This is a genomic window from Streptomyces sp. NBC_01283, from assembly GCF_041435335.1.
Lineage (GTDB): Bacteria > Actinomycetota > Actinomycetes > Streptomycetales > Streptomycetaceae > Streptomyces.
In genome coordinates, this window is the sequence record NZ_CP108430.1 from 7,780,748 (window position 1) to 7,799,307 (window position 18,560).

The following is an 18,560-nucleotide window of genomic DNA, read 5'->3' on the forward strand; positions in this document are numbered from 1 at the left end:
GCGGAGGACAGGGTGGGGACCACGCAGCTGGAAACGGCGCCGGAGCCGAAGTACTGGCACCTCAAGACCGTGCTCAGCGAGGCACTCGACTCCGAGTTCGCCGTCGGCGAGATCCTGCCCAACGAACGTGATCTCGCGGCCCGCTTCGGCGTGGCCCGTGCCACGCTCCGTCAGGCACTCGAGCAGCTCGAGCTGGAAGGCAGGCTGCAGCGCCGCCGCGGGGTCGGTACGACCGTCGCCCCGCCGCGGGTGGGTGTGGCCGTCGGATCCGCACAAGGCACCTGGCCGGGCGAGGTCGGCGACGCCTGGCAGCCCGCCGACTGCGCACCGGCGGTCCCGCCTGCCGAGGTGGCCCGCATGCTGGCGGCGGACCCCGACGAGCAGGTGCACGTGGTGCGTCGTACGCGCGTCTCGCACGGCCAGCCCGTGGCCGCCGAGCTGCTGTACGTGTCGACGTCGTCCGTCCCGGAGCTCTCCGCCATCGACGCCCCGTCCGGACCGGCACGCGCGCGCGGCGTGCTGCGCGAGCTGCACCGGCTCGGCCTCGAAGGGCAGGACCGCGCCGTCGAGCTCGGCTCGGCCCGCGCGGACGACGCCAAGGCACTCGACCGGCTCCCCGGAGCCCCGGTCCTCGTCGTGACGACCCGCTTCTTCGCCGAGGGACGCACCGCCGCGGTATCCGTGGCGACGTACCGCGCGGACACCTGCCGCCTCACGTTCGGCGACGCGGGCGGCGTCGAGATCCACCACGGCCCGGAGCGCCGGGCTTCCTGACACCGGCCGCCGGTTTTGCGCGTCCCCTCGGCGCGTCCCCTCGGCGCGGCGCCTCAGTGCGTCGCCTCAGCGCCGCGCCGTGACCGTCCCCTCGACCGCGAACAGCTGCTCCTCGACATGGTCGAGGGCCAGCCGCAGCGCGCCCGTCGCGACAGCCGCCTCACCGAGCACCGACAGGGCGACCCGGGGCGGCCGCAGGCAGTAGCGGGCCAACTCGCGGCGCAGCGGCTCCAGTACGCCGTCCAGACCGGCGGCCCAGCCGCCCACGACGACCAGCTCGGGGTCCAGGGCGAGCACCAGCGCCGCCACGTCGTGCACCAGGCGCTGGATGAACCGCTCGACGGCCTGCTGTGCCCGCTCGTCACCCTCGCGCGCGTGCGCGAACACCTCCGCCACCGCCTGCTCGTCGAGCGGGTGCAGCGGCTCGTCCGTGGTCGATAGGAGCGTCTCCGGGGTCACGTCACGGCCGAGGAGATGCAGCGCGCCGATCTCCCCGGCGGCGCCGCCGTAACCGCGGTGCAGCCGGCCGCCGATCAGCGCCCCGGCTCCCGGGCTGAGGCCCGCGAGGACGAACACCACGTCGTCCGACTCGGTCGCCGCGCCCTTCCAGTGCTCGGCCACCGCCGCCGTGTTCGCGTCGTTCTCCACCAGGACCGGGCACTTGAAGGACCGGCGCAGGCGCTCGCCCAGCGGGAGCCCCGTCCACTCGGGCAGGGCCGTGCCCAGCCGGACCGTGCCGTCCGCCTCCACGATGCCGGGGCTGCCGACCCCCACCGCGCGCAGTGAGCTGCGGGCGATTCCGCCGCGGCGCAGCAGATCGGCGACCGCCGTGCGCAGCCGCTCGATGCGTTCGTCCGCAGGGGCCGTCTCGTCCACGGCCCTCGCGGTCGTGCCGAGGACCTGGCCGTCCAGGTCCGAGAGGACGGCGGCCACCCGGTGCGGGCCGATCTCCAGGCCGAGCAGGTGCCCCGCCTCGGCCCGGAAGCGGAACCTCCGCGCGGGCCTTCCCTGGCGTCTGGCCGCGCCTTCCTCGGCGGCGGTCTCCACCACGAGTCCGGCCTCGATGAGCCCTTCGACCACGCCTTCGACGGTCGGCCTCGAAAGCCCCGTCACCCGGGTGACCTCGGTGAGTGTCGCGAAGTCCGCCGCACGCAGCGCGTGCAGCACCACCGCGGAGTTGATCCGCCGCAGCAGAGAGGGATCCCCGCCGGTCAGCCGCCCCAACGTCAGTCCTCCCAGCTCGTGCGCATGATGGGCGGATCGTACTCGCCGGGGCCGACCCCTGCGAGTGCCGGGCCCACCTGTGACAGAGAGTGCCGATCGGCCGTCATGTTCAGCCCGGCGCCACGAAACCGGATTCGTACGCGGCGATGACCGCCTGCGTCCGGTCGCGGGCCCCCAGCTTCGCCAGCACGGAACTCACATGCGACTTGACGGTCTCGGCACCGACGATCAGCTCAGCCGCGATCTCCGCGTTCGACAGGCCGCGCGCCATGAGGCGCAGCACGTCCGCCTCGCGCTCGGTCAGCGCGGCCCGGTCCAGGACGTCCCTGGCCGCCGCGTTGCCGGGCCGTCGCCCGTACTCGCCCGCCAGCTGCCGCACCGCCGCCGGGAACAGCAGCGACTCGCCCTCCGCGACCAGCCGGACGGCGTTCACGATCTCCGCGGGACGGGCGCGCTTCAGCAGGAAGCCGTCGGCACCCGCGCGCAGCGCCTCGTACACGTACTCGTCGTTCTCGAAGGTCGTCACGACCAGGATCTTCGGGGGGTCCTGCACGGTGCGCAGGACCGCGCGGGTTGCCTCGATGCCGTCCAGGAGCGGCATGCGGACGTCCATGGCGACCACGTCGGGCCGCAGTCGGCGCACGAGCGGAATCACCGCGGCGCCGTCTGCCGCCTCGCCGACCACCTCGATGTCGGGCTGTGCCTCCAGGACGGCGCGCAGGCCCGCGCGTACGAGGGGTTCGTCGTCGACGAGGAGGACGGTGACCGGCATCCGGTCAGCCTAGATCACCCGAGGGGCAGCTCGACGTGCACCTGCCATTCGCCGTCGCGCGGGCCCGTGGTGGCCCGGCCGCCGAGCAGCGTGGCCCGCTCGCGGATGCCGCGCAGCCCGCTGCCGCCACGCCCGGTGACCTCTCCTCCCGTCGGCAGGGCATTGCGTACGTCGACCTCAAGGGCCGTACCGTCGACCGCGAGCCGCACCCGTACCGGCACGGGACCGGCGTGCCGCAGCACGTTCGTGAGGGCCTCCTGGAGCATGCGATAGGCCTCGCGGGACACCGGCCCCGGCAGCCGCTCCAAGGGGCCCGTCACCTCGGTGTCGACCTTCGCCCCCGAAGCCCGCGCGGAGTCCAGGAGTTGGCCGGCGTCGGCGAGGGTGGGGCGCCTGCTCGCGGGCTGCCCGTCCTCCCGCAGCACGCGCAGGACCCGCTCCAGGTCCTCCAGGGCGGCCCGGCCCGTCTCCTCGATCGCGCCGAGCGCCCGGTAGGTGAACCCGGGGTCGGCCGCGGCCCGCGCGGCGCCCGCCTGGACGACGGCGACGGTCAGCGCGTGCCCGATGGAATCGTGCAGTTCGCGGGCGATGCGGTTGCGTTCGAGGAGCTGCTCGGTGCGTTCCTCCAGGGCGGCGAGGCGCTCCACGGGGGAGGGGCCGAGCAGCCGCTGGGCCGCCGACGTCATCAGCCGGCCCGCGACCACCATCACCCCCAGCAGCACCAGGACCGGGACCGGCACGAGCAGCGCGTTCGCCGGGTTCGGTCCCGGCAGCGGAAGGAGCAGTCCGGGGTCCTCGGTGGGCTTCGACGACGCCGCTCCCACCAGGGCAAGCGCCGTCCCCAGGAACTGCACCGTGACGTAGCCCGCCGCGCAGCCGGCCTCCAGGCGCAACACGGCCCACAGCGCGGTCCTGCCCCGGTCACGCCACGACGCGGAGGGAGCCACGGAGATGCCGGAGTCGTCCTGGTCGCCCGGCACGCGCGCGTGCTGCCCCGGGAACAGCATCAGCCGCGCCTGCAGACCCTCCGCCCTGCGCAGCGAGGGCAGCAGCAGCGAGGCCGCCACCACCAGCGGGATCGGCTGAAGCGCGATCTGCAGCCAGTCGACGAGGGAGGGACTGCGGAGCCCCGGCGTGATGAACGCGCCCATCAAGGGGACGGCCGCGCCGATGAGCAGGTGCAGCCAGCGCGTGTAGGTGACCGCATGGGTGAGCGGTCCGAGGAAGCGGGGCATCACGTCATCGTGCCAGCAGGCCCGGGCCGCACGGCTCCCCCGTGAGGGGGAGAGCGACTCCCCGGGCGGGGGAAGACCCCCCACCCCTCCGGCCGCGAGTCTGGGCCCATGACCAGCATCGACGTCCAAGACCTCACCAAGGAGTACGGCACCACCCGCGCGGTGGACGGACTGACGTTCACCGTCCGCCCGGGGAAGGTCACCGGGTTCCTCGGGCCCAACGGAGCCGGGAAGTCCACCACCATGCGCCTCGTCCTGGGCCTCGACCGGCCCACGTCGGGCACCGCCACGCTGGGCGGACGCCCCTATGCGTCCATCGACGAACCCCTGCGCCACGTGGGGGCCCTGCTCGACGCCCAGGCCGCGCACGGATCACGGACCGCGCGGAACCACCTCCTCGCCCTCGCCGCCGCCAACCGCATCCCCGCACGCCGCGTGGAAGAGGTCCTCGAAGAGGCCGGACTCGCCTCCGTGGCAGGGCGCCGGATCAAGACGTTCTCCCTCGGCATGCGCCAGCGCCTGGGCATCGCGGCGGCGCTGCTCGGCGACCCGCGCATCATCATGCTGGACGAGCCGTCCAACGGCCTCGATCCCGAAGGCATCATCTGGATCCGCGAACTCCTGCGCCGCCTCGCCCGCGAGGGCCGGACGGTCCTGGTGTCCAGCCACCTCATGAACGAGACGGCCACGTTCGCCGACCACTTGGTGATCCTCGGCCGGGGCAAGCTGCTCGCGGACACCTCGATGCCGGACTTCATCGCCGCGCACAGCAGCCCGCGGGTGCGGCTGCGCACTCCGGAGAGCGACCGGCTGCGCGGCCTCCTGGAGGACAAGGGGTACGCGATGGCGGCGGGGGACGACGGCCGCTGGACGGTGGACGGTGCGAAGGCCGGGGAGATCGGGGCCATCGCCGCCGGTCACGGCATCCCCCTCCTCGAACTCGCCGACGAGCAGGCCTCCTTGGAGCAGGCCTATCTCGCCCTCACGGCCGACGACGCCGAGTTCGCCGCCGCCCCTTCGAAGCCCCGCCAGGAGGCCTGACCATGTCGACGACCGCCGTACTCCACTCGGAATGGATCAAGATCAAGTCGGTGCGTGCCAGCCTTGGTTCGCTCATCGCCGTCTTCGTGGCCACCGTCGCCATCACGCTGCTCGCGTTCGCCACCGTCGGCACCGCGGAGGCGGACAACGCCGGCTACGAACCGCTCTTCGGCGCCTTCTACGCGCTCAACTTCGGCCAGATCGCGGCCATCAGCTTCGGCACCACGGCGATGTCCTCCGAATACCTGAACGGCGCGCTGCGGATCTCCCTCTCCGCGGTGCCGCGCAGAGGGCTCTTCTACGGGGCGAAGGCCGCCGTGGTGGGCGCCCTCGCCCTCGGCGTGGGGCTCCTCACCAGCTTCGCCGGCTTCCTGACCGGTCAGGCCTTCCTCGGGGAGTACGCCATCGGCCTCGGCCATGACGGTGCCTTCCGGGCCTGCGTCGGCGGAGGCATCTACCTCGCGCTCATGGCGCTGCTCGCCGCGGGCCTGACCATGCTGCTGCGCAGCGGAGTCGCCGTACTGAGCATCCTCATCCCGTTCACGCTCATCGTCTCCTTCGTCATCGGGGACATGGCGAGCGGAGTCGCGGAATTCCTGCCGGACCAGGCCGGGCAGCAGGTGCTCCACGAGAACCCGACGGGAACGCTGGGCCCCTGGGCGGGACTTGCCGTCACGGCGGCGTGGGCGGCCGCCGCGCTGCTCGCGGGCTGGTGGGCGGTGCGGCGGCGGGACGCGTGAGGCGGATGTCCGGATGGTGACGCCGGGGGCCTGACGGCAGCCCAGTTGTCAGTGCCGGCCGCTTTACTGGATGCCATGAGTACCGCAGAGCATCTCGCCGCGATCGACCTGCTGCGCTCACGGGAGTTCCCCGCGGAGCACGGCAGGTCGCACTCCGGCGTCGGCGGTCCGGGCTATCACATCGCCGAGTTAATGACGAGTGGCGACTTCTGGGAGGACGACGGCACGGAGTGGGAGGCGACCTCCGATCAGTACGACGCGGAGCGCGACGGCCTGACGGTGCTGCTCGCCGAGCGCTGGGGAGAGCCCCAGATATTCAGCCTCCACAGCCTCTTCGAGCGGAAGATGGACGACGAGGACCGCTTTGCCGACGACGGTGAGGGCGAGACGGGCGAGGAGATACCGGAGCCGTGGGACTCATTGAGTTCCTCGGTGCCGGACCTTCACCTGTGGCGGGTCGACGGGCTGTGGATCGCGCTCGGCGTCTCCCAGTGGGACAAGGAGCTGCCGTTCCAGCTCCTCGCCGTGGTCACGGAGATCGATCCCCCGTGACGGTCGCCTCATGGGCGTGACTGTCGAGGGCATGGATCCGGATGGCGCGTCCGCAGTGCGGGTCGAAGGAGCCGCGCTCCACGCGCATGCCGAGCTTGCCCATGATCCGCTCCGACGCGTGGTTGCCCACCTGGACGATGCTGACGATCCGCTCCAGACCCCGGTCGGTGAAGCCGAAGTCGAGAGCGGCCCGCGCCGCCTCGGTGGCGATGCCCTGTCCCCAGAAGGAGCGCCCGAGCCGCCAGCCGATCTCCACCGCGGGCAGTACCTCGGGGAGGTAGTGCGGCACGGAGAGACCGGTGAACCCGGCGAGCTCACCGGTGGCGCGTACCTCCACCGCGAAGAGCCCGAACCCCTCGCTCTGCCACCCCCGCTCCCACATCGCCATGGTGGACCGGGTCTGCTCCTCCCCGTCGTGGACGGAGCCGTCGCCGATCCAGCGCATCACCTCGGGGTCGGAGTTGATGGCGGTCATGGGGGTGACGTCCGCGTCGCGCCAGCGCCGCAGGACGAGGCGGGGCGTCTGGATCAGAGGCACCGCGGATCCGTCCCCGGGGCCAGGCCGAGCTCGTCGCCGTCGCGCGGCGCGAAGTGGCGGGACACCTCCGCGTCGCTCACCTGCGTGAGCCCGGCGGGGGACCAGTGCGGATCACGGTCCTTGTCGACGACCTGGGCGCGGATGCCCTCGACCATGTCCGGTGCGGTGATCGCGGTGGCCGACACGCGGTACTCCTGGTCGAGCACCTGCTCCAGAGAGGCGAGGGCGCGGGCCCGGCGCAGGGCGGCCAGAGTGACCTTGAGGGAGGTCGGTGACTTGCCGAGGATGGTCTCGGCCGTCTCCTTCGCCGCGCGGTCGCCGGAGGTGTACAGCCGGTCGACGATCTCCTCCACGGAGTCCGCGGAGTAGCAGGAGTCGATCCACTCGCGGTGGGCGGCGAGTTCGCCCTCGGGTGCGGTGGTGGCGTACTCCGCGACCACCTCGTCCACGTCGGCTTCGGCCAGCGCCGCCGTGAACTGCGGCAGCCGCTCCGACGGCACGTAGTGGTCGGCGAGGCCGCACAGAAGCGCGTCGCCCGCGCCCACCGCGGAGCCGGTCAGCGCCAGGTGGGTGCCGAGTTCGCCGGGCGTCCGCGTCAGCAGATACGTGCCGCCGACGTCCGGTACGAAGCCGATCCCCGTCTCCGGCATGGCGATCCGGGAGCGCTCGGTGACGATCCGCACGCTGCCGTGCGCCGACACACCGACCCCGCCGCCCATCACGATGCCGTCCATGACGGCGACGTACGGCTTCGGGAAGCGGGCGATGCGGGCGTTGAGCCGGTACTCGTCCCGCCAGAAGGCCACGGACGCGGCCCCGCCGCCCGCACGGATGTCGTCGTGGATGGACCGGATGTCGCCCCCGGCGCACAGCCCCCGCTCACCGGCCCCGGTGAGGACGACGGCGGCGACGGCGTCGTCCCGCTCCCATGCGGCCAGAGCGTCGTCCATCAGCCGGACCATGGCGTGATTGAGGGCGTTGATGGCGCGGGGCCGGTTGAGGACGATGTGCCCCGCGCGGCCGTGGGTGCGCAGGAGGACGGGAGCTTCGTCGGAGTCAGCGGTGGGCATGGGGCAGGTGGCTCCTTCGGCGGCGGATGACGCGTTCGACCGGCACGTGACGGGCTGCGCCCGCACGGATCGAATCTACGTCCTGCCCATGGCGAGCGGCGGCGGGGGCCAGGACACGCTCAGAACACGCTCAGGGCGCGTGGAAGGTGACCTCCGGGTTGGCCTTCGATGGGCCGTCCAGCAGGGGGCGGTGCCGGTCACGGAGTTGCTGGTCGAAGAAGGCCGTGACGTAAGCGGCGGTGATCTGGCCCGAACGCTCGCCGGAGAGCGGTGCCGACGGGTCGGTCCTGTTGAGCTGACCGCCCAGTATCGGCAGGTCGGTGAAGGTGAGGTGCCCGGAGTCCGCGACCGTGAGCCAGCGCTTCCAGCCGTGCAGATGGTGCCACTGGCGTGGCCAGGTAACGTCCTCGGCGCGGGGGTTGTGACCCTCGCGGGTGCCGAGCATGAGGACGGGGCGGCCGGTACCGGCGGACGGGACCGGTGCGAAGAAGGTGCCGTCCAGGTTGGCGGCGGCGCGGATCCGGTGGTCCGTTCCGGCGGCCACGGCCGCCGCGTTTCCGCCCAGCGAGTGGCCGGCGGCCCCGATCCGCCGGGGGTCGATGAGCGCCGCGTAGTCGGGGTGGCGCCCGTCGGCGGCACGGGGGTGTCCGGTCAACTCGTCTATGACGAAGGAGATGTCCGCTGCCCGGTTTCGTGCCGCCTTGGCCAGCATCTTCCTCTCCCCGGCGTCACCGCCCGGCGCGTCCTCGACCTTCTCGCACGCGACACAGGTGCGGATGCGCGAGGAGTCCTTCGTGCCCGGGAACTCCGTCCCGAAGGACTCATACGCGTGGTCGACGACCGCGACGACATAGCCGTACGAGGCCAGTTCCTCCGCGAGTGCGCTGAGGGTGGCCCGGTGCAGCGTGAAGCCGGGGGAGAGGACGACGAGCGGGTGCCTGCCCTTGGCCGGGCGGGCGGCGGAGCGGGCGTTGGTGCGTACGGAGGTCAGCTGCTCGGCGTCGTAGAGCTTGTCCAGCTTCTGCCCCTTCAGGAGCAGCTCGGCCTCCTTGGCCCTCAGGTAGGGCGCGCGGGCGCTGCCACCACCGCCACCGCTACCGCGCCCGGTCGGGTAGAAGACGGACACCATCAGCTCCCGGGGCCCCGCCGACGGCACCCACGGGTCACGGCGCTCGTCGTCCACGAGATGAAGGGTGTCGCGTCCGATCTCGTAGGACCCGGACGGGCGGGGGAGGGAGAGCCCGGCTTCCGTTGGTGCCGACGGGGAAGCCTGCCCAGCCGCCGACGGGCCGCCGTTCTCGGCGCAGGCCGCGACGGTCGGGGTGAGGAGGGAGAGGGCCAGCAGGGCGGTGACGGCGCTGCGCCGTGCGCGGTTTCTGATCATGTACTGGAGCGTATGAACCGCGGAAAGCGCCCGGCACTGACGAAGGTGCGGAGCAACCCCCTACTTTCGTAAGGGGTTTCGGACGCAGCCCTCGTCAGTCCCGCCGTTCGTGCCCCTGGAACGCCTCCAGGATCCGCACGGCCGCCGACGTGGCCGTCAACGTGCCCTCGCGCACCCGCTGTTCGAGGTCAGGAGCGAGGTCCCGGACCTTCGCGTGCCCCCGCAGCCGGTCCAGGAGTTCGTCCCGCACCATCGTCCACGTCCAGTCGACCTGCTGGTCGCGTCGCTTGGCGGCGAGGCGGCCCGTGGAGTCCAGGAGCGAGCGGTGCTGTTCCAGACGGTCCCAGACATCGTCGAGTCCGCTGGACTCCCGTGCGCTGCAGCTGAGCACCGGCGGCGTCCACGCGGCGTCCGCAGGGTGCATGAGCCGCAGTGCGCCCGCCAGTTCACGCGCCGCCGAGCGCGCGTCGCGTTCGTGCGGGCCGTCCGCCTTGTTGATGGCCAGGACGTCCGCCAGTTCGAGGACGCCCTTCTTGATGCCCTGGAGCTGGTCGCCGGTGCGGGCGAGGGACAGCAGCAGGAACGAGTCGACCATGTTCGCGACCGCCGTCTCCGACTGGCCCACGCCCACCGTCTCCACGAGCACCACGTCGTAACCCGCCGCCTCCATCACCACGATCGACTCGCGTGTCGCCTTCGCGACCCCGCCGAGCGTCCCCGCGGTGGGCGAGGGACGCACGAACGCCGCCGGGTCCACCGACAGGCGTTCCATCCGCGTCTTGTCGCCGAGGATCGAGCCGCCCGTCCGGGTGGACGACGGGTCGACGGCGAGGACCGCGACCCGATGCCCCAGGCCGGTCAGCATCGTGCCGAGCGCGTCGATGAACGTGGACTTGCCCACGCCCGGCACCCCGCTGATGCCGATCCGCCGCGCCCGCCCGCTGTGCGGAAGCAGCTGGGTCAGCAACTCCTGCGCGAGGGCCCGGTGTTGGGGCCGGGTCGACTCGACGAGCGTGATGGCACGCGCGATCTGCGCCCGCTTCCCGTCGAGTACGCCCTTGACGTACGCGTCGATGTCGATCCGCGGCGCCGCCATGCTCACAGCTCGTGGCCGAGGTCGGCCGCCAGCCGCTTCACCAGGTCGTACGCGGCGTCCGGGATGACCGTGCCGGGCGGGAAGACGGCCGCGGCGCCCATCTCCAGGAGCGTCGGCACGTCCTGCGGCGGGATCACGCCACCCACGACGATCATGATGTCCTCGCGCCCCTCGGCGGCGAGCTCCGCGCGCAGCGCCGGTACGAGGGTGAGGTGCCCGGCGGCAAGCGACGAGACGCCCACGATGTGCACGTCCGCCTCGACTGCCTGGCGCGCGACCTCCGCCGGGGTCTGGAAGAGCGGGCCGACGTCGACGTCGAAGCCGAGGTCGGCGAACGCGGTGGCGATGACCTTCTGGCCGCGGTCGTGGCCGTCCTGGCCCATCTTGGCGACCAGGATGCGCGGCCGGCGCCCCTCGGACTCCTCGAAGGTCTCGACGAGGGTGCGGGTGCGTTCCACGGACGGGGACGAGCCTGCTTCGGTGCGGTACACACCGGAGATCGTACGGATCTGGCCCGCGTGCCGCCCGTACGAGGCCTCCAGGGCGTCGGAGATCTCACCGACCGTGGCCTTCGCGCGGGCCGCGTCGACCGCGAGCGCGAGGAGGTTGCCCTCCAGGCCCGGGCCGGGGTCCCGCTCGGCCGCCGCCGTCAGTGCCCGCAGCGCGTCCTGGCAGGCCGCCTCGTCGCGCTCCTCCCGCAGCCGCTTCAGCTTGGCGATCTGCTGGTTGCGCACCGAGGAGTTGTCGACCGCGCGGACGTCGATCTGCTCGTCGGTCTCCACGCGGTACTTGTTGACGCCGATCACGGGCTGGCGCCCGGAGTCGATCCGCGCCTGCGTGCGGGCCGCGGCCTCCTCGACGCGCAGCTTCGGGATGCCCGCGTCGATGGCCTGCGCCATGCCGCCCGCCGCCTCGACCTCCTCGATGTGCTGCCAGGCGCGGCGCGCCAGGTCGTGCGTCAGCTTCTCGACGTACGCGCTGCCGCCCCACGGGTCGATCGTCCGCGTGGTGCCCGACTCCTGCTGGATGAGCAGCTGGGTGTTGCGGGCGATGCGCGCGGAGAAGTCGGTCGGCAGGGCGAGCGCCTCGTCGAGGGCGTTCGTGTGCAGCGACTGGGTGTGGCCCTGCGTCGCCGCCATCGCCTCGACGCAGGTACGCGTGACGTTGTTGAACACGTCCTGCGCGGTCAGCGACCAGCCCGACGTCTGTGAATGGGTGCGCAGCGAGAGCGACTTGGGGTTCTTCGGGTCGAACTGCTTGACCAGCTTCGCCCACAACAGGCGCGCCGCGCGGAGCTTGGCGACCTCCATGAAGAAGTTCATGCCGATCGCCCAGAAGAAGGAGAGCCGCGGCGCGAACGCGTCGACGTCCAGACCCGCTTCCTGACCCGCCCTCAGGTACTCCACACCGTCCGCGAGGGTGTACGCGAGTTCCAGGTCGGCCGTCGCGCCCGCCTCCTGGATGTGATAGCCGGAGATCGAGATGGAGTTGTAGCGCGGCATCTTCTGCGAGGTGTACGCGAAGATGTCGGAGATGATCCGCATCGAGGGCTTGGGCGGATAGATGTAGGTGTTGCGGACCATGAACTCTTTGAGAATGTCGTTCTGGATGGTCCCGGCCAGCTTCTCGGGAGCTACGCCCTGCTCCTCGGCGGCCACGATGTAGAGCGCGAGCACGGGAAGCACGGCGCCGTTCATCGTCATCGACACGGTCATCTTGTCCAGCGGGATGCCGTCGAAGAGCTGACGCATGTCGTAGATCGAGTCGATCGCCACGCCCGCCATGCCGACATCACCCGTCACCCGCGGGTGGTCACTGTCGTAGCCGCGGTGCGTCGGCAGGTCGAAGGCGACCGAGAGGCCCTTCTGGCCTGCCGCGAGGTTGCGGCGGTAGAAGGCGTTGGACTCCTCGGCGGTGGAGAATCCCGCGTACTGCCGGATCGTCCACGGCTGGTTGACGTACATCGTCGGGTAGGGGCCGCGCAGATACGGCGCCACACCGGGGTACGTCTCCAGGAAGTCGAGGCCTTCGAGGTCGGCGCCCGTGTAGAGCGGCTTGACCGCGATGCCCTCCGGGGTCTCCCACGTGAGGTCGTCGTCGGCCCTGCCCGTGGACTCCTTGACGGCGCTGCGCCACTGGTCCTTGGAGACCTCGGAAGCGGAGTCGGACGTCAGGCCGACGCCGGAGAAGTCGGGGATCGCCATTACGCCACTCCCATGTGGTCGAGGGTGGAGGAGAGCACGGACACGGCGTCGCAGCCCGCGAAGACGTACGCGTCGACACCGGGGTGATCGGCGGGCCGTCCCGCGAGGAACACCCGTCCCGCGCCCGCCGACTTGAGCGCCTCGGCGACCTCGGCGGCCTGCTCTTCGTAGAGTGCGTCGCTGGAGCAGAGGCACGCCACCGTGGCGCCGCTGGCCTTGAAGGCCTCGGCGACCGTAGCCGCGTCCACCGTCACCGGGTCGTGCACGGCCTCGATGCCGCCCGCCTGGAAGAGGTTCGACGCGAAGGAGGCCCGCGCGGTGTGCGCGGCGGCGGGGCCGAGCGCGGCGAGGAACACCCGGGGGCGGGCCCCCGTGGAGTCGAGATGCGCGTCCGAGCGGGAGCGCAGGATCTCGTACGCCTCGTCGCGACGGACGCGCGGCAGGCCGCCCGATGCCTCGGCGGGCGGAGCGACGCGCTCGACCGGACGCTCCGTCAGGTTCGGGAACTCGCTGACACCGGTGATCGGTTCACGGCGCTTGGCGAGCTTCTCGCTGCGCTCGGCCCAGGTGGCGGCGAGACGCTCACCGATCAGACCGGAGCGCAGGGCCGCGGCCTGGCCGCCCGCGCGCTCGATCTCCTGGAAGAACTCCCAGCCCGCGTGGGCGAGTTCGTCCGTGAGCCGCTCCACGTACCAGGAACCGCCCGCCGGGTCGATCACGCGGGCGAGGTGCGACTCCTCCAGGAGGATCGTCGAGGTGTTGCGGGCGATGCGGCGCGCGAACGCGTCCGGCAGGCCGAGCGAGTGGTCGAAGGGCAGGACGGTGACGGAGTCGGCGCCGCCGACGCCCGCGCCGAGGCACGCCACCGTCGTCCGCAGCATGTTCACCCACGGGTCGCGGCGCGACATCATCACCGGCGAGGTCACGGCGTGCTGACGCTGTGCGCCCGCGTCCGGGGCGCCGCAGATCTCGGCGACGCGGGCCCAGAGCCGCCGGGCCGCCCGCAGCTTGGCGATGGTCAGGAACTGGTCGGCGGTGGCCGCGTACCGGAACTCCAGCTGGACGCAGGCCTCTTCGACCGTAAGCCCCGCCTCGGTCAGCTCGCGCAGGTAGGCGACCGCCGTGGCGAGGGAGGCGCCGAGCTCCTGCCCGGCCGAGCCGCCCGCCTCGTGGTACGGCAGGGCGTCGACGGTCAGCGCGCGGAGGTTCGGGTACTCCTGCCCGCACAGCCGCGCCAGTTCGACCGCGGCGGCCGGGTCGAGCCGCTCGCCGGTGCGGGCCTCGTGGCCTAGGGGGTCGGCGCCCAGGGTGCCGTGCGCGGCGTCCCTCGGGATGCCCCGCTCCTCGTAGAGGCGGAACAACTCGCGTGCCGCCGGGCCGACTTCGCTGCCCGCGTCGAGGGCCACGGGCGCCAGGTCGAGGAAGACGCCGTCCAGGGCGCGCTCGATGCCGGAGACCGGGAGTGCGCCGGGGCCGACGCCGAGCCACAGCGAGGTGACGCCGTTCTCCAGGTCCGCGAGCGCGGTCTCGTTCGCGCCCGCCGGGTCCGTGGCTGCGATCCGCTGCCGTACGTCCCAGCCGGCCGCGGCACTGCCCGCGGCGGTGCCGCCCCTGACAAAGGGGGCGAAACCCGGGTATCCGGCGTCAGGCGCGGCTTCCCGGGCGGTGTACAGGGGGCGGGTGCTGAGCCCGTCCTCGAGTGCGGTGGACAGCGCTTCCTCCGCGGCCGGCCCCGATACGTCCTTACCCGATTTGCGCAGCACGCCTTCCACCAGGCGCTGCCACTGCTCATGGGTCGCATCAGGGAACTCGGCGGCCAGGGAAAGCCCGTCGTCAGGCAGGACCGTCATGGGCATGATGCTAGGGCGGAACCCCTGGCACTCGGGGCCGTGCAGGGCTGTGACCTTGGCCTCTCCCCGACGCTCTTGATCTCGTACGAGTGGACGGCTACGGCGTGGCGAGGGCTTGGCCCCGCGATGGCCCGCTCCGGAGTCATCCCAGGCCAGAGCGTCACGCGGGGGCCTGTGCGGGCCTTCACGGCGGCCTGAGGGGCGTACCGGACCGAGCCGCGGGTGGCCTTGGTGCGCACGGCCCTCAAGGGCCTTCCGATGTCACGTCAAGCCCTCGTCAACACGGGCCGCTCACCCGTCAACGTCCCGTCATGGACGCCGAGTGGCACCCGGTGCCGGGCATAGCGTCGGTGGAGGCCCCCGGGTTCCTTCCCCCGGCCCCGGGAGCCGCCGTTCACCGAACAGGATCCTCGAGGAGGAATCCCATGACAGAGCTCCAGTGCGGCGAGGACCCCGAGCCCTCCGAACCGGGCCCGGCCGGGCCGTTCTTCGTCCCCGTCCGGCCGGGACCCGCGGGCTGTGTCGCCCGCCTGTTCCGCACGCCCGTGGGTGGCCGTACCGCCGTCGCCTTCACCACTCCCCAGCGGCTCGGTGCCGCCCTCGGCGACCGTCAGGCCTGGGTCAGGCTCTCGGAGCCGGCACTGCGGGCGCTCATCGAGCCGCTCGGCGTCCGCGAGGTCACCGTCGACCCACGGCTCGCCGCGCACCCCGTCGGCCCGCCCGAGCGGCCCACTCCCGCCTGGCGCGAGTGGCACCCGCAGGCGGTCGGCGCACTCCGCGTCACGGGGGCCGCCGCGCTGGTCGGCGCCCTCACCGCCTGGATCGGCTGAGGACGCGGCAGCCGCAGACGAGCGCAGGCAAGCGCAAGCGCAAGAGGACTCGGACGAGGCGAAGAGAGAACTGCCCATGACCACCCTGTACGACCCCCTGACCCCGGCCGCCACCGCCGACGACGACCTGTCCGTCTGGCCCGGGTCCACCGCGCGTCTGGCCCACGGCGATCTGGCCGTCGGCGGCGTACCGCTCACCCGGATCGCCGAGCGCTTCGGCACCCCGGCGTACCTCATCGACGAGGCCGACGTACGGACCCGCTGCCGCACCTATCTGCACGCCTTCCCCGACGCCGAAGTGCACTACGCCGCCAAGGCGTTCCTGTGCCGCGCGATGGCCCGCTGGGTGGCGGAGGAAGGGCTCGGGCTCGACGTCTGTTCCGCCGGGGAGCTGGAGCTCGCCGTCACCACGGGATTCCCCGCCGAGCGCATCGTGCTGCACGGCAACGCCAAGAGTCCGCACGACCTGGAGGCAGCGCTGCGGCTCGGTGTCGGGCGCATCGTCATCGACAGTGCGTCCGAGATCGCGCGGCTCGCCGCCGCCGTGCCGCCGGGCAGTCGGCAGAAGGTGATGGTCCGGGTGGTGCCGGGCATCGCGGCCGGCGGCCACGCCAAGATCCGCACCGGGACCGACGACCAGAAGTTCGGCCTGTCGATCACCGACGGCTCGGCGCAGCACGCCATCGCCCGCATCATCGGTCAGCCCGGCCTCGAACTGACCGGCCTGCACTGCCACTTGGGCTCGCAGATCACCACCGACAAGCCGTTCCTCGCCGCCGTACGCCGCCTGGTCGGCCTGATGGCCCGCGTCAAGGACCAGCACGGCGTCACCCTCCCCGAACTCGACCTCGGCGGCGGTCACGGCATCGCCTACCGGCCCGGCGAGGAGGCGCTCGACATCACCACCCTCGCCCGCAAGGTGCGCGCCGCCCTGATCGAGAGCTGCGCGGCGGCCGGGCTCACCGTGCCCAAGGTGCTCATCGAACCGGGGCGCGCCATCGCGGGCCCCGCCGGAGTGGCCCTCTACCGCGTCCTCGCCGTCAAGCGCACCGGCGGACGCACGTTCGTCGCCGTGGACGGCGGGATGAGCGACAACCCACGGCCCGCCCTGTACGGCGTGCGGTACGCGCCGCGCCTGATCGGCCGGCACTCCACGGCTCCCTCCGCGCCGGTGACCGTCGTCGGGCGGCACTGCGAGGCGGGCGACGTGCTCGCCTCCGACAGCGAACTCCCGGGCGACGTAAGGCCGGGAGACATCCTGGGCGTGCCGGTGGCCGGGGCGTACCACCTGTCCATGGCGTCCGGCTACAACCTCGTCGGGCGCCCGCCCGTGGTCGCCGTCGCCGACGGACACGCGCGGCTCCTGGTGCGGCGCGAGTCCCTCGACGACTTCCGGAGCAGGGACGTGGGCCTCTAGCGGGCGGCCGGTTTCAGGAGCCGAGATAGCGCAGGACGGCGAGCACGCGGCGACTGTAACCGGTCGTCCCGGTCAGTTCCAGCTTGTCGAAGATGGCGTTGATGTACTTCTCGACGGCACTCTGCGAGACGTACAACTGCCCGGCGATCGCCGCGTTCGTGTGTCCCTGCGCCATCTTGGCGAGCACGTCGCACTCCCGTGGCGTCAGGCGCTGGAGCGGGTCGGTGTGGCTGCTGAGGGTCAGCAACTGCCGTACGACCTCCGGGTCGAAGGCGGTCTGCCCCGACGCGACCCGCTCCAGGGCGTCCAGGAACTCGTCGACCTGGACGACCCGGTCCTTGAGCAGATAGCCCACGCCTTCGGTCGCGGTGGTCAACAGCTCGGTGGCGTAACGGCGTTCGACGTACTGCGACAGCACGAGGACGCTCGTCCCGGGCCACCTCTCGCGGATCTCCAGCGCGGCCCGCAGCCCCTCGTCGGTGTGCGTGGGCGGCATGCGTACGTCGATCACGGCGGCGTCGGGCGGGTCCTCCGCTACGGCGGCGAGCAGCGCCCGCGCGTCGCCGACCGAGGCCGTGACGGTGTGGCCCTCGTCCGCGAGGAGCCGTGCAAGCCCCTCCCGCAGCAGCGTCGAGTCGTCGGCGAGCATTACGCGCATGGGAGCTCCGCGGTGATGAGGGTGGGCCCACCGGCGGGGCTGTCCACGGTGAGGGTGCCGTCCAGGGCGGCCACGCGCCGGGCGAGCCCGAGCAGCCCGCTGCCGGACGGGTCGGCGCCGCCCTGCCCGTCGTCCTCGACGCGCAGGTGCAGCACGGCACTTCGCCGCTCGGCGTGGACGGTGGCAAGCGTGGCGCCCGAGTGCTTGACGGCGTTCGTGACGGCTTCGGCGGCGACGAAGTACGCCACGGCGTGCGCGATCGGGGGCGGGGTTTCGTGCAGGGTGCAGTCGAGACGTACGGGGATGGCGGCCCGCTCGGCGACCGTTTCCAGGGCGGAGGCAAGACCGCCCTCGTCCAGGGCCGCGGGGTAGACGCGCCAGGCGACCTCGCGCAGTTCGACCAGGGCCTGCTGGGTCTCCTCGTGCGCCTGGGCGAGGAGCCGCGCGGACTTCTCCGGCTCGGCGGCGCGGCGGGCCCGCCCGAGGAGCATGCCAAGCGCCACGATCCGCTGCTGGACGCCGTCGTGCAGATCGCGTTCGATGCGGCGCCGCTCGTCGTGCACGGCCTCCACCACCCCGGCGCGGCTCGCGACGAGCTCGCCGATCCTGCGCTCCATGAGCCGCCCGTCGTTCGGGCCGAGGAAGCGGCGCGCGTGCCGCTCGTCCGCGAGGGCGACGCCGTACGTCCCCTGCACGCACAGATAGAGCAGGAAGAGGCCGCCGACCGAGGAGAGCACCAGGGTGCCGGGGGAGCGGATGTCGGCGACGAACCAGCCCCACACCGCGAGCGAGGCGTAACCCGCCCCGAGCAGCGCGCAGGCGAGCACGACACCGCCGAGCAGTCCGACGGCCCAGCGCGACGCGATGTAGTTCACTGCGGACAGGCCGGTCACCGGCGTGGCCGGCTCGGTGCCGAAAAAGGTGGCCATGCGCCGTCGCTCCACCTCGGCGAGCCATTGGGCACCGGTCACGATCCGGGCCTCGGCGCCGCGTCCGGTGCGCCGTCCGAGCGTGGCGAGCAGCCACAGCCCGGCCACCAGGGCGAAGGCCAGCTCGACGAGGCCGGTGACGGCACCGGCGAGGACGCCGACCGTCACCCTGAGCCAGCGCTTCAGATGCGTACGCATGATCGGCAACGCTAGCCCAGCGGCCGGTTCGCGGGGACTGCGGAAAAC

At 72.5% G+C, this 18,560-nt stretch carries 17 protein-coding genes; 6 read left to right on the forward strand and 11 right to left on the reverse strand.

What is annotated here, in order from left to right; translation table 11 throughout:
* Window positions 1-12 precede the first annotated feature (12 nt).
* Window positions 13-774 (forward strand): GntR family transcriptional regulator, encoded by a 762-nt coding sequence (locus OG302_RS35360; protein WP_371530477.1) that lies wholly within the window; start codon window positions 13-15, stop codon window positions 772-774.
* A gap of 66 nt (window positions 775-840) precedes the next feature.
* Here the strand turns inward: OG302_RS35360 and OG302_RS35365 are convergent, their stop codons facing one another.
* From OG302_RS35365 to OG302_RS35375, 3 genes are all read right to left on the reverse strand, one after another.
* Window positions 841-1,998 carry an ROK family transcriptional regulator gene (locus OG302_RS35365; RefSeq protein ID WP_371530478.1) on the reverse strand — a complete coding sequence of 386 codons (1,158 nt, stop codon included), beginning with the start codon at window positions 1,996-1,998 and terminating at the stop codon, window positions 841-843.
* 109 nt (window positions 1,999-2,107) lie between these two features.
* Window positions 2,108-2,770, reverse strand: a complete 663-nt coding sequence (locus OG302_RS35370; protein ID WP_371530479.1) for a response regulator — start codon at window positions 2,768-2,770, stop codon at window positions 2,108-2,110.
* A 14-nt stretch (window positions 2,771-2,784) separates the two neighbouring features.
* Window positions 2,785-4,005: a sensor histidine kinase gene (locus tag OG302_RS35375; RefSeq protein WP_371530480.1), complete on the reverse strand. Its 1,221-nt coding sequence runs from the start codon at window positions 4,003-4,005 to the stop codon at window positions 2,785-2,787.
* Window positions 4,006-4,113: 108 nt separating this feature from the next.
* Between OG302_RS35375 and OG302_RS35380 the strand changes: the two genes are divergently transcribed.
* The 3 genes from OG302_RS35380 (at window position 4,114) to OG302_RS35390 (ending at window position 6,338) form a co-directional block, all read left to right on the forward strand.
* Entirely contained in the window at window positions 4,114-5,046 is a 933-nt protein-coding gene (locus OG302_RS35380) for an ABC transporter ATP-binding protein (RefSeq protein ID WP_371530481.1), read from the forward strand.
* Window positions 5,047-5,048: 2 nt separating this feature from the next.
* Window positions 5,049-5,786, forward strand: coding sequence for an ABC transporter permease (locus OG302_RS35385; protein ID WP_371530482.1), 738 nt, complete (start codon window positions 5,049-5,051; stop codon window positions 5,784-5,786).
* A gap of 75 nt (window positions 5,787-5,861) precedes the next feature.
* Entirely contained in the window at window positions 5,862-6,338 is a 477-nt protein-coding gene (locus tag OG302_RS35390) for a hypothetical protein (RefSeq protein WP_371530483.1), read from the forward strand.
* Here OG302_RS35390 and OG302_RS35395 read toward each other — a convergent pair.
* From OG302_RS35395 to mutA, 6 genes are all read right to left on the reverse strand, one after another.
* Window positions 6,316-6,870, reverse strand: a complete 555-nt coding sequence (locus OG302_RS35395; protein ID WP_371750335.1) for a GNAT family N-acetyltransferase — start codon at window positions 6,868-6,870, stop codon at window positions 6,316-6,318. The genes OG302_RS35390 and OG302_RS35395 overlap by 23 nt on opposite strands.
* Window positions 6,867-7,946 carry an enoyl-CoA hydratase/isomerase family protein gene (locus OG302_RS35400; protein ID WP_371530484.1) on the reverse strand — a complete coding sequence of 360 codons (1,080 nt, stop codon included), beginning with the start codon at window positions 7,944-7,946 and terminating at the stop codon, window positions 6,867-6,869. Before OG302_RS35400 ends, OG302_RS35395 begins: the two co-directional genes overlap by 4 nt.
* 130 nt (window positions 7,947-8,076) lie before the next feature.
* Window positions 8,077-9,330 carry an alpha/beta hydrolase family protein gene (locus tag OG302_RS35405; RefSeq protein ID WP_371530485.1) on the reverse strand — a complete coding sequence of 418 codons (1,254 nt, stop codon included), beginning with the start codon at window positions 9,328-9,330 and terminating at the stop codon, window positions 8,077-8,079.
* 94 nt (window positions 9,331-9,424) lie between these two features.
* The gene (gene meaB, locus OG302_RS35410; RefSeq protein ID WP_371530486.1) at window positions 9,425-10,426 is read right to left on the reverse strand and encodes a methylmalonyl Co-A mutase-associated GTPase MeaB; all 1,002 of its coding nucleotides are present in this window, start codon (window positions 10,424-10,426) and stop codon (window positions 9,425-9,427) included.
* 2 nt (window positions 10,427-10,428) lie between these two features.
* Window positions 10,429-12,630, reverse strand: coding sequence for a methylmalonyl-CoA mutase (scpA, locus tag OG302_RS35415; protein ID WP_371530487.1), 2,202 nt, complete (start codon window positions 12,628-12,630; stop codon window positions 10,429-10,431).
* Complete coding sequence (mutA, locus tag OG302_RS35420) at window positions 12,630-14,480, reverse strand: methylmalonyl-CoA mutase small subunit (RefSeq protein WP_371530488.1); 1,851 nt, start codon at window positions 14,478-14,480, stop codon at window positions 12,630-12,632. The genes scpA and mutA overlap by 1 nt, the downstream gene beginning before the upstream one ends.
* Window positions 14,481-14,905: 425 nt before the next feature.
* On the opposite strand from mutA, the gene OG302_RS35425 reads away from it, so the two are divergent.
* Window positions 14,906-15,310: an SAV_915 family protein gene (locus tag OG302_RS35425; RefSeq protein ID WP_371530489.1), complete on the forward strand. Its 405-nt coding sequence runs from the start codon at window positions 14,906-14,908 to the stop codon at window positions 15,308-15,310.
* A gap of 76 nt (window positions 15,311-15,386) precedes the next feature.
* Complete coding sequence (lysA, locus tag OG302_RS35430) at window positions 15,387-16,727, forward strand: diaminopimelate decarboxylase (RefSeq protein WP_371530490.1); 1,341 nt, start codon at window positions 15,387-15,389, stop codon at window positions 16,725-16,727.
* 13 nt (window positions 16,728-16,740) lie between these two features.
* Here lysA and OG302_RS35435 read toward each other — a convergent pair whose 3' ends face one another.
* Window positions 16,741-17,376 (reverse strand): response regulator, encoded by a 636-nt coding sequence (locus OG302_RS35435; protein ID WP_371750336.1) that lies wholly within the window; start codon window positions 17,374-17,376, stop codon window positions 16,741-16,743.
* Window positions 17,376-18,512, reverse strand: a complete 1,137-nt coding sequence (locus OG302_RS35440; RefSeq protein WP_371530491.1) for a sensor histidine kinase — start codon at window positions 18,510-18,512, stop codon at window positions 17,376-17,378. The genes OG302_RS35435 and OG302_RS35440 overlap by 1 nt, the downstream gene beginning before the upstream one ends.
* Window positions 18,513-18,560 lie beyond the last annotated feature (48 nt).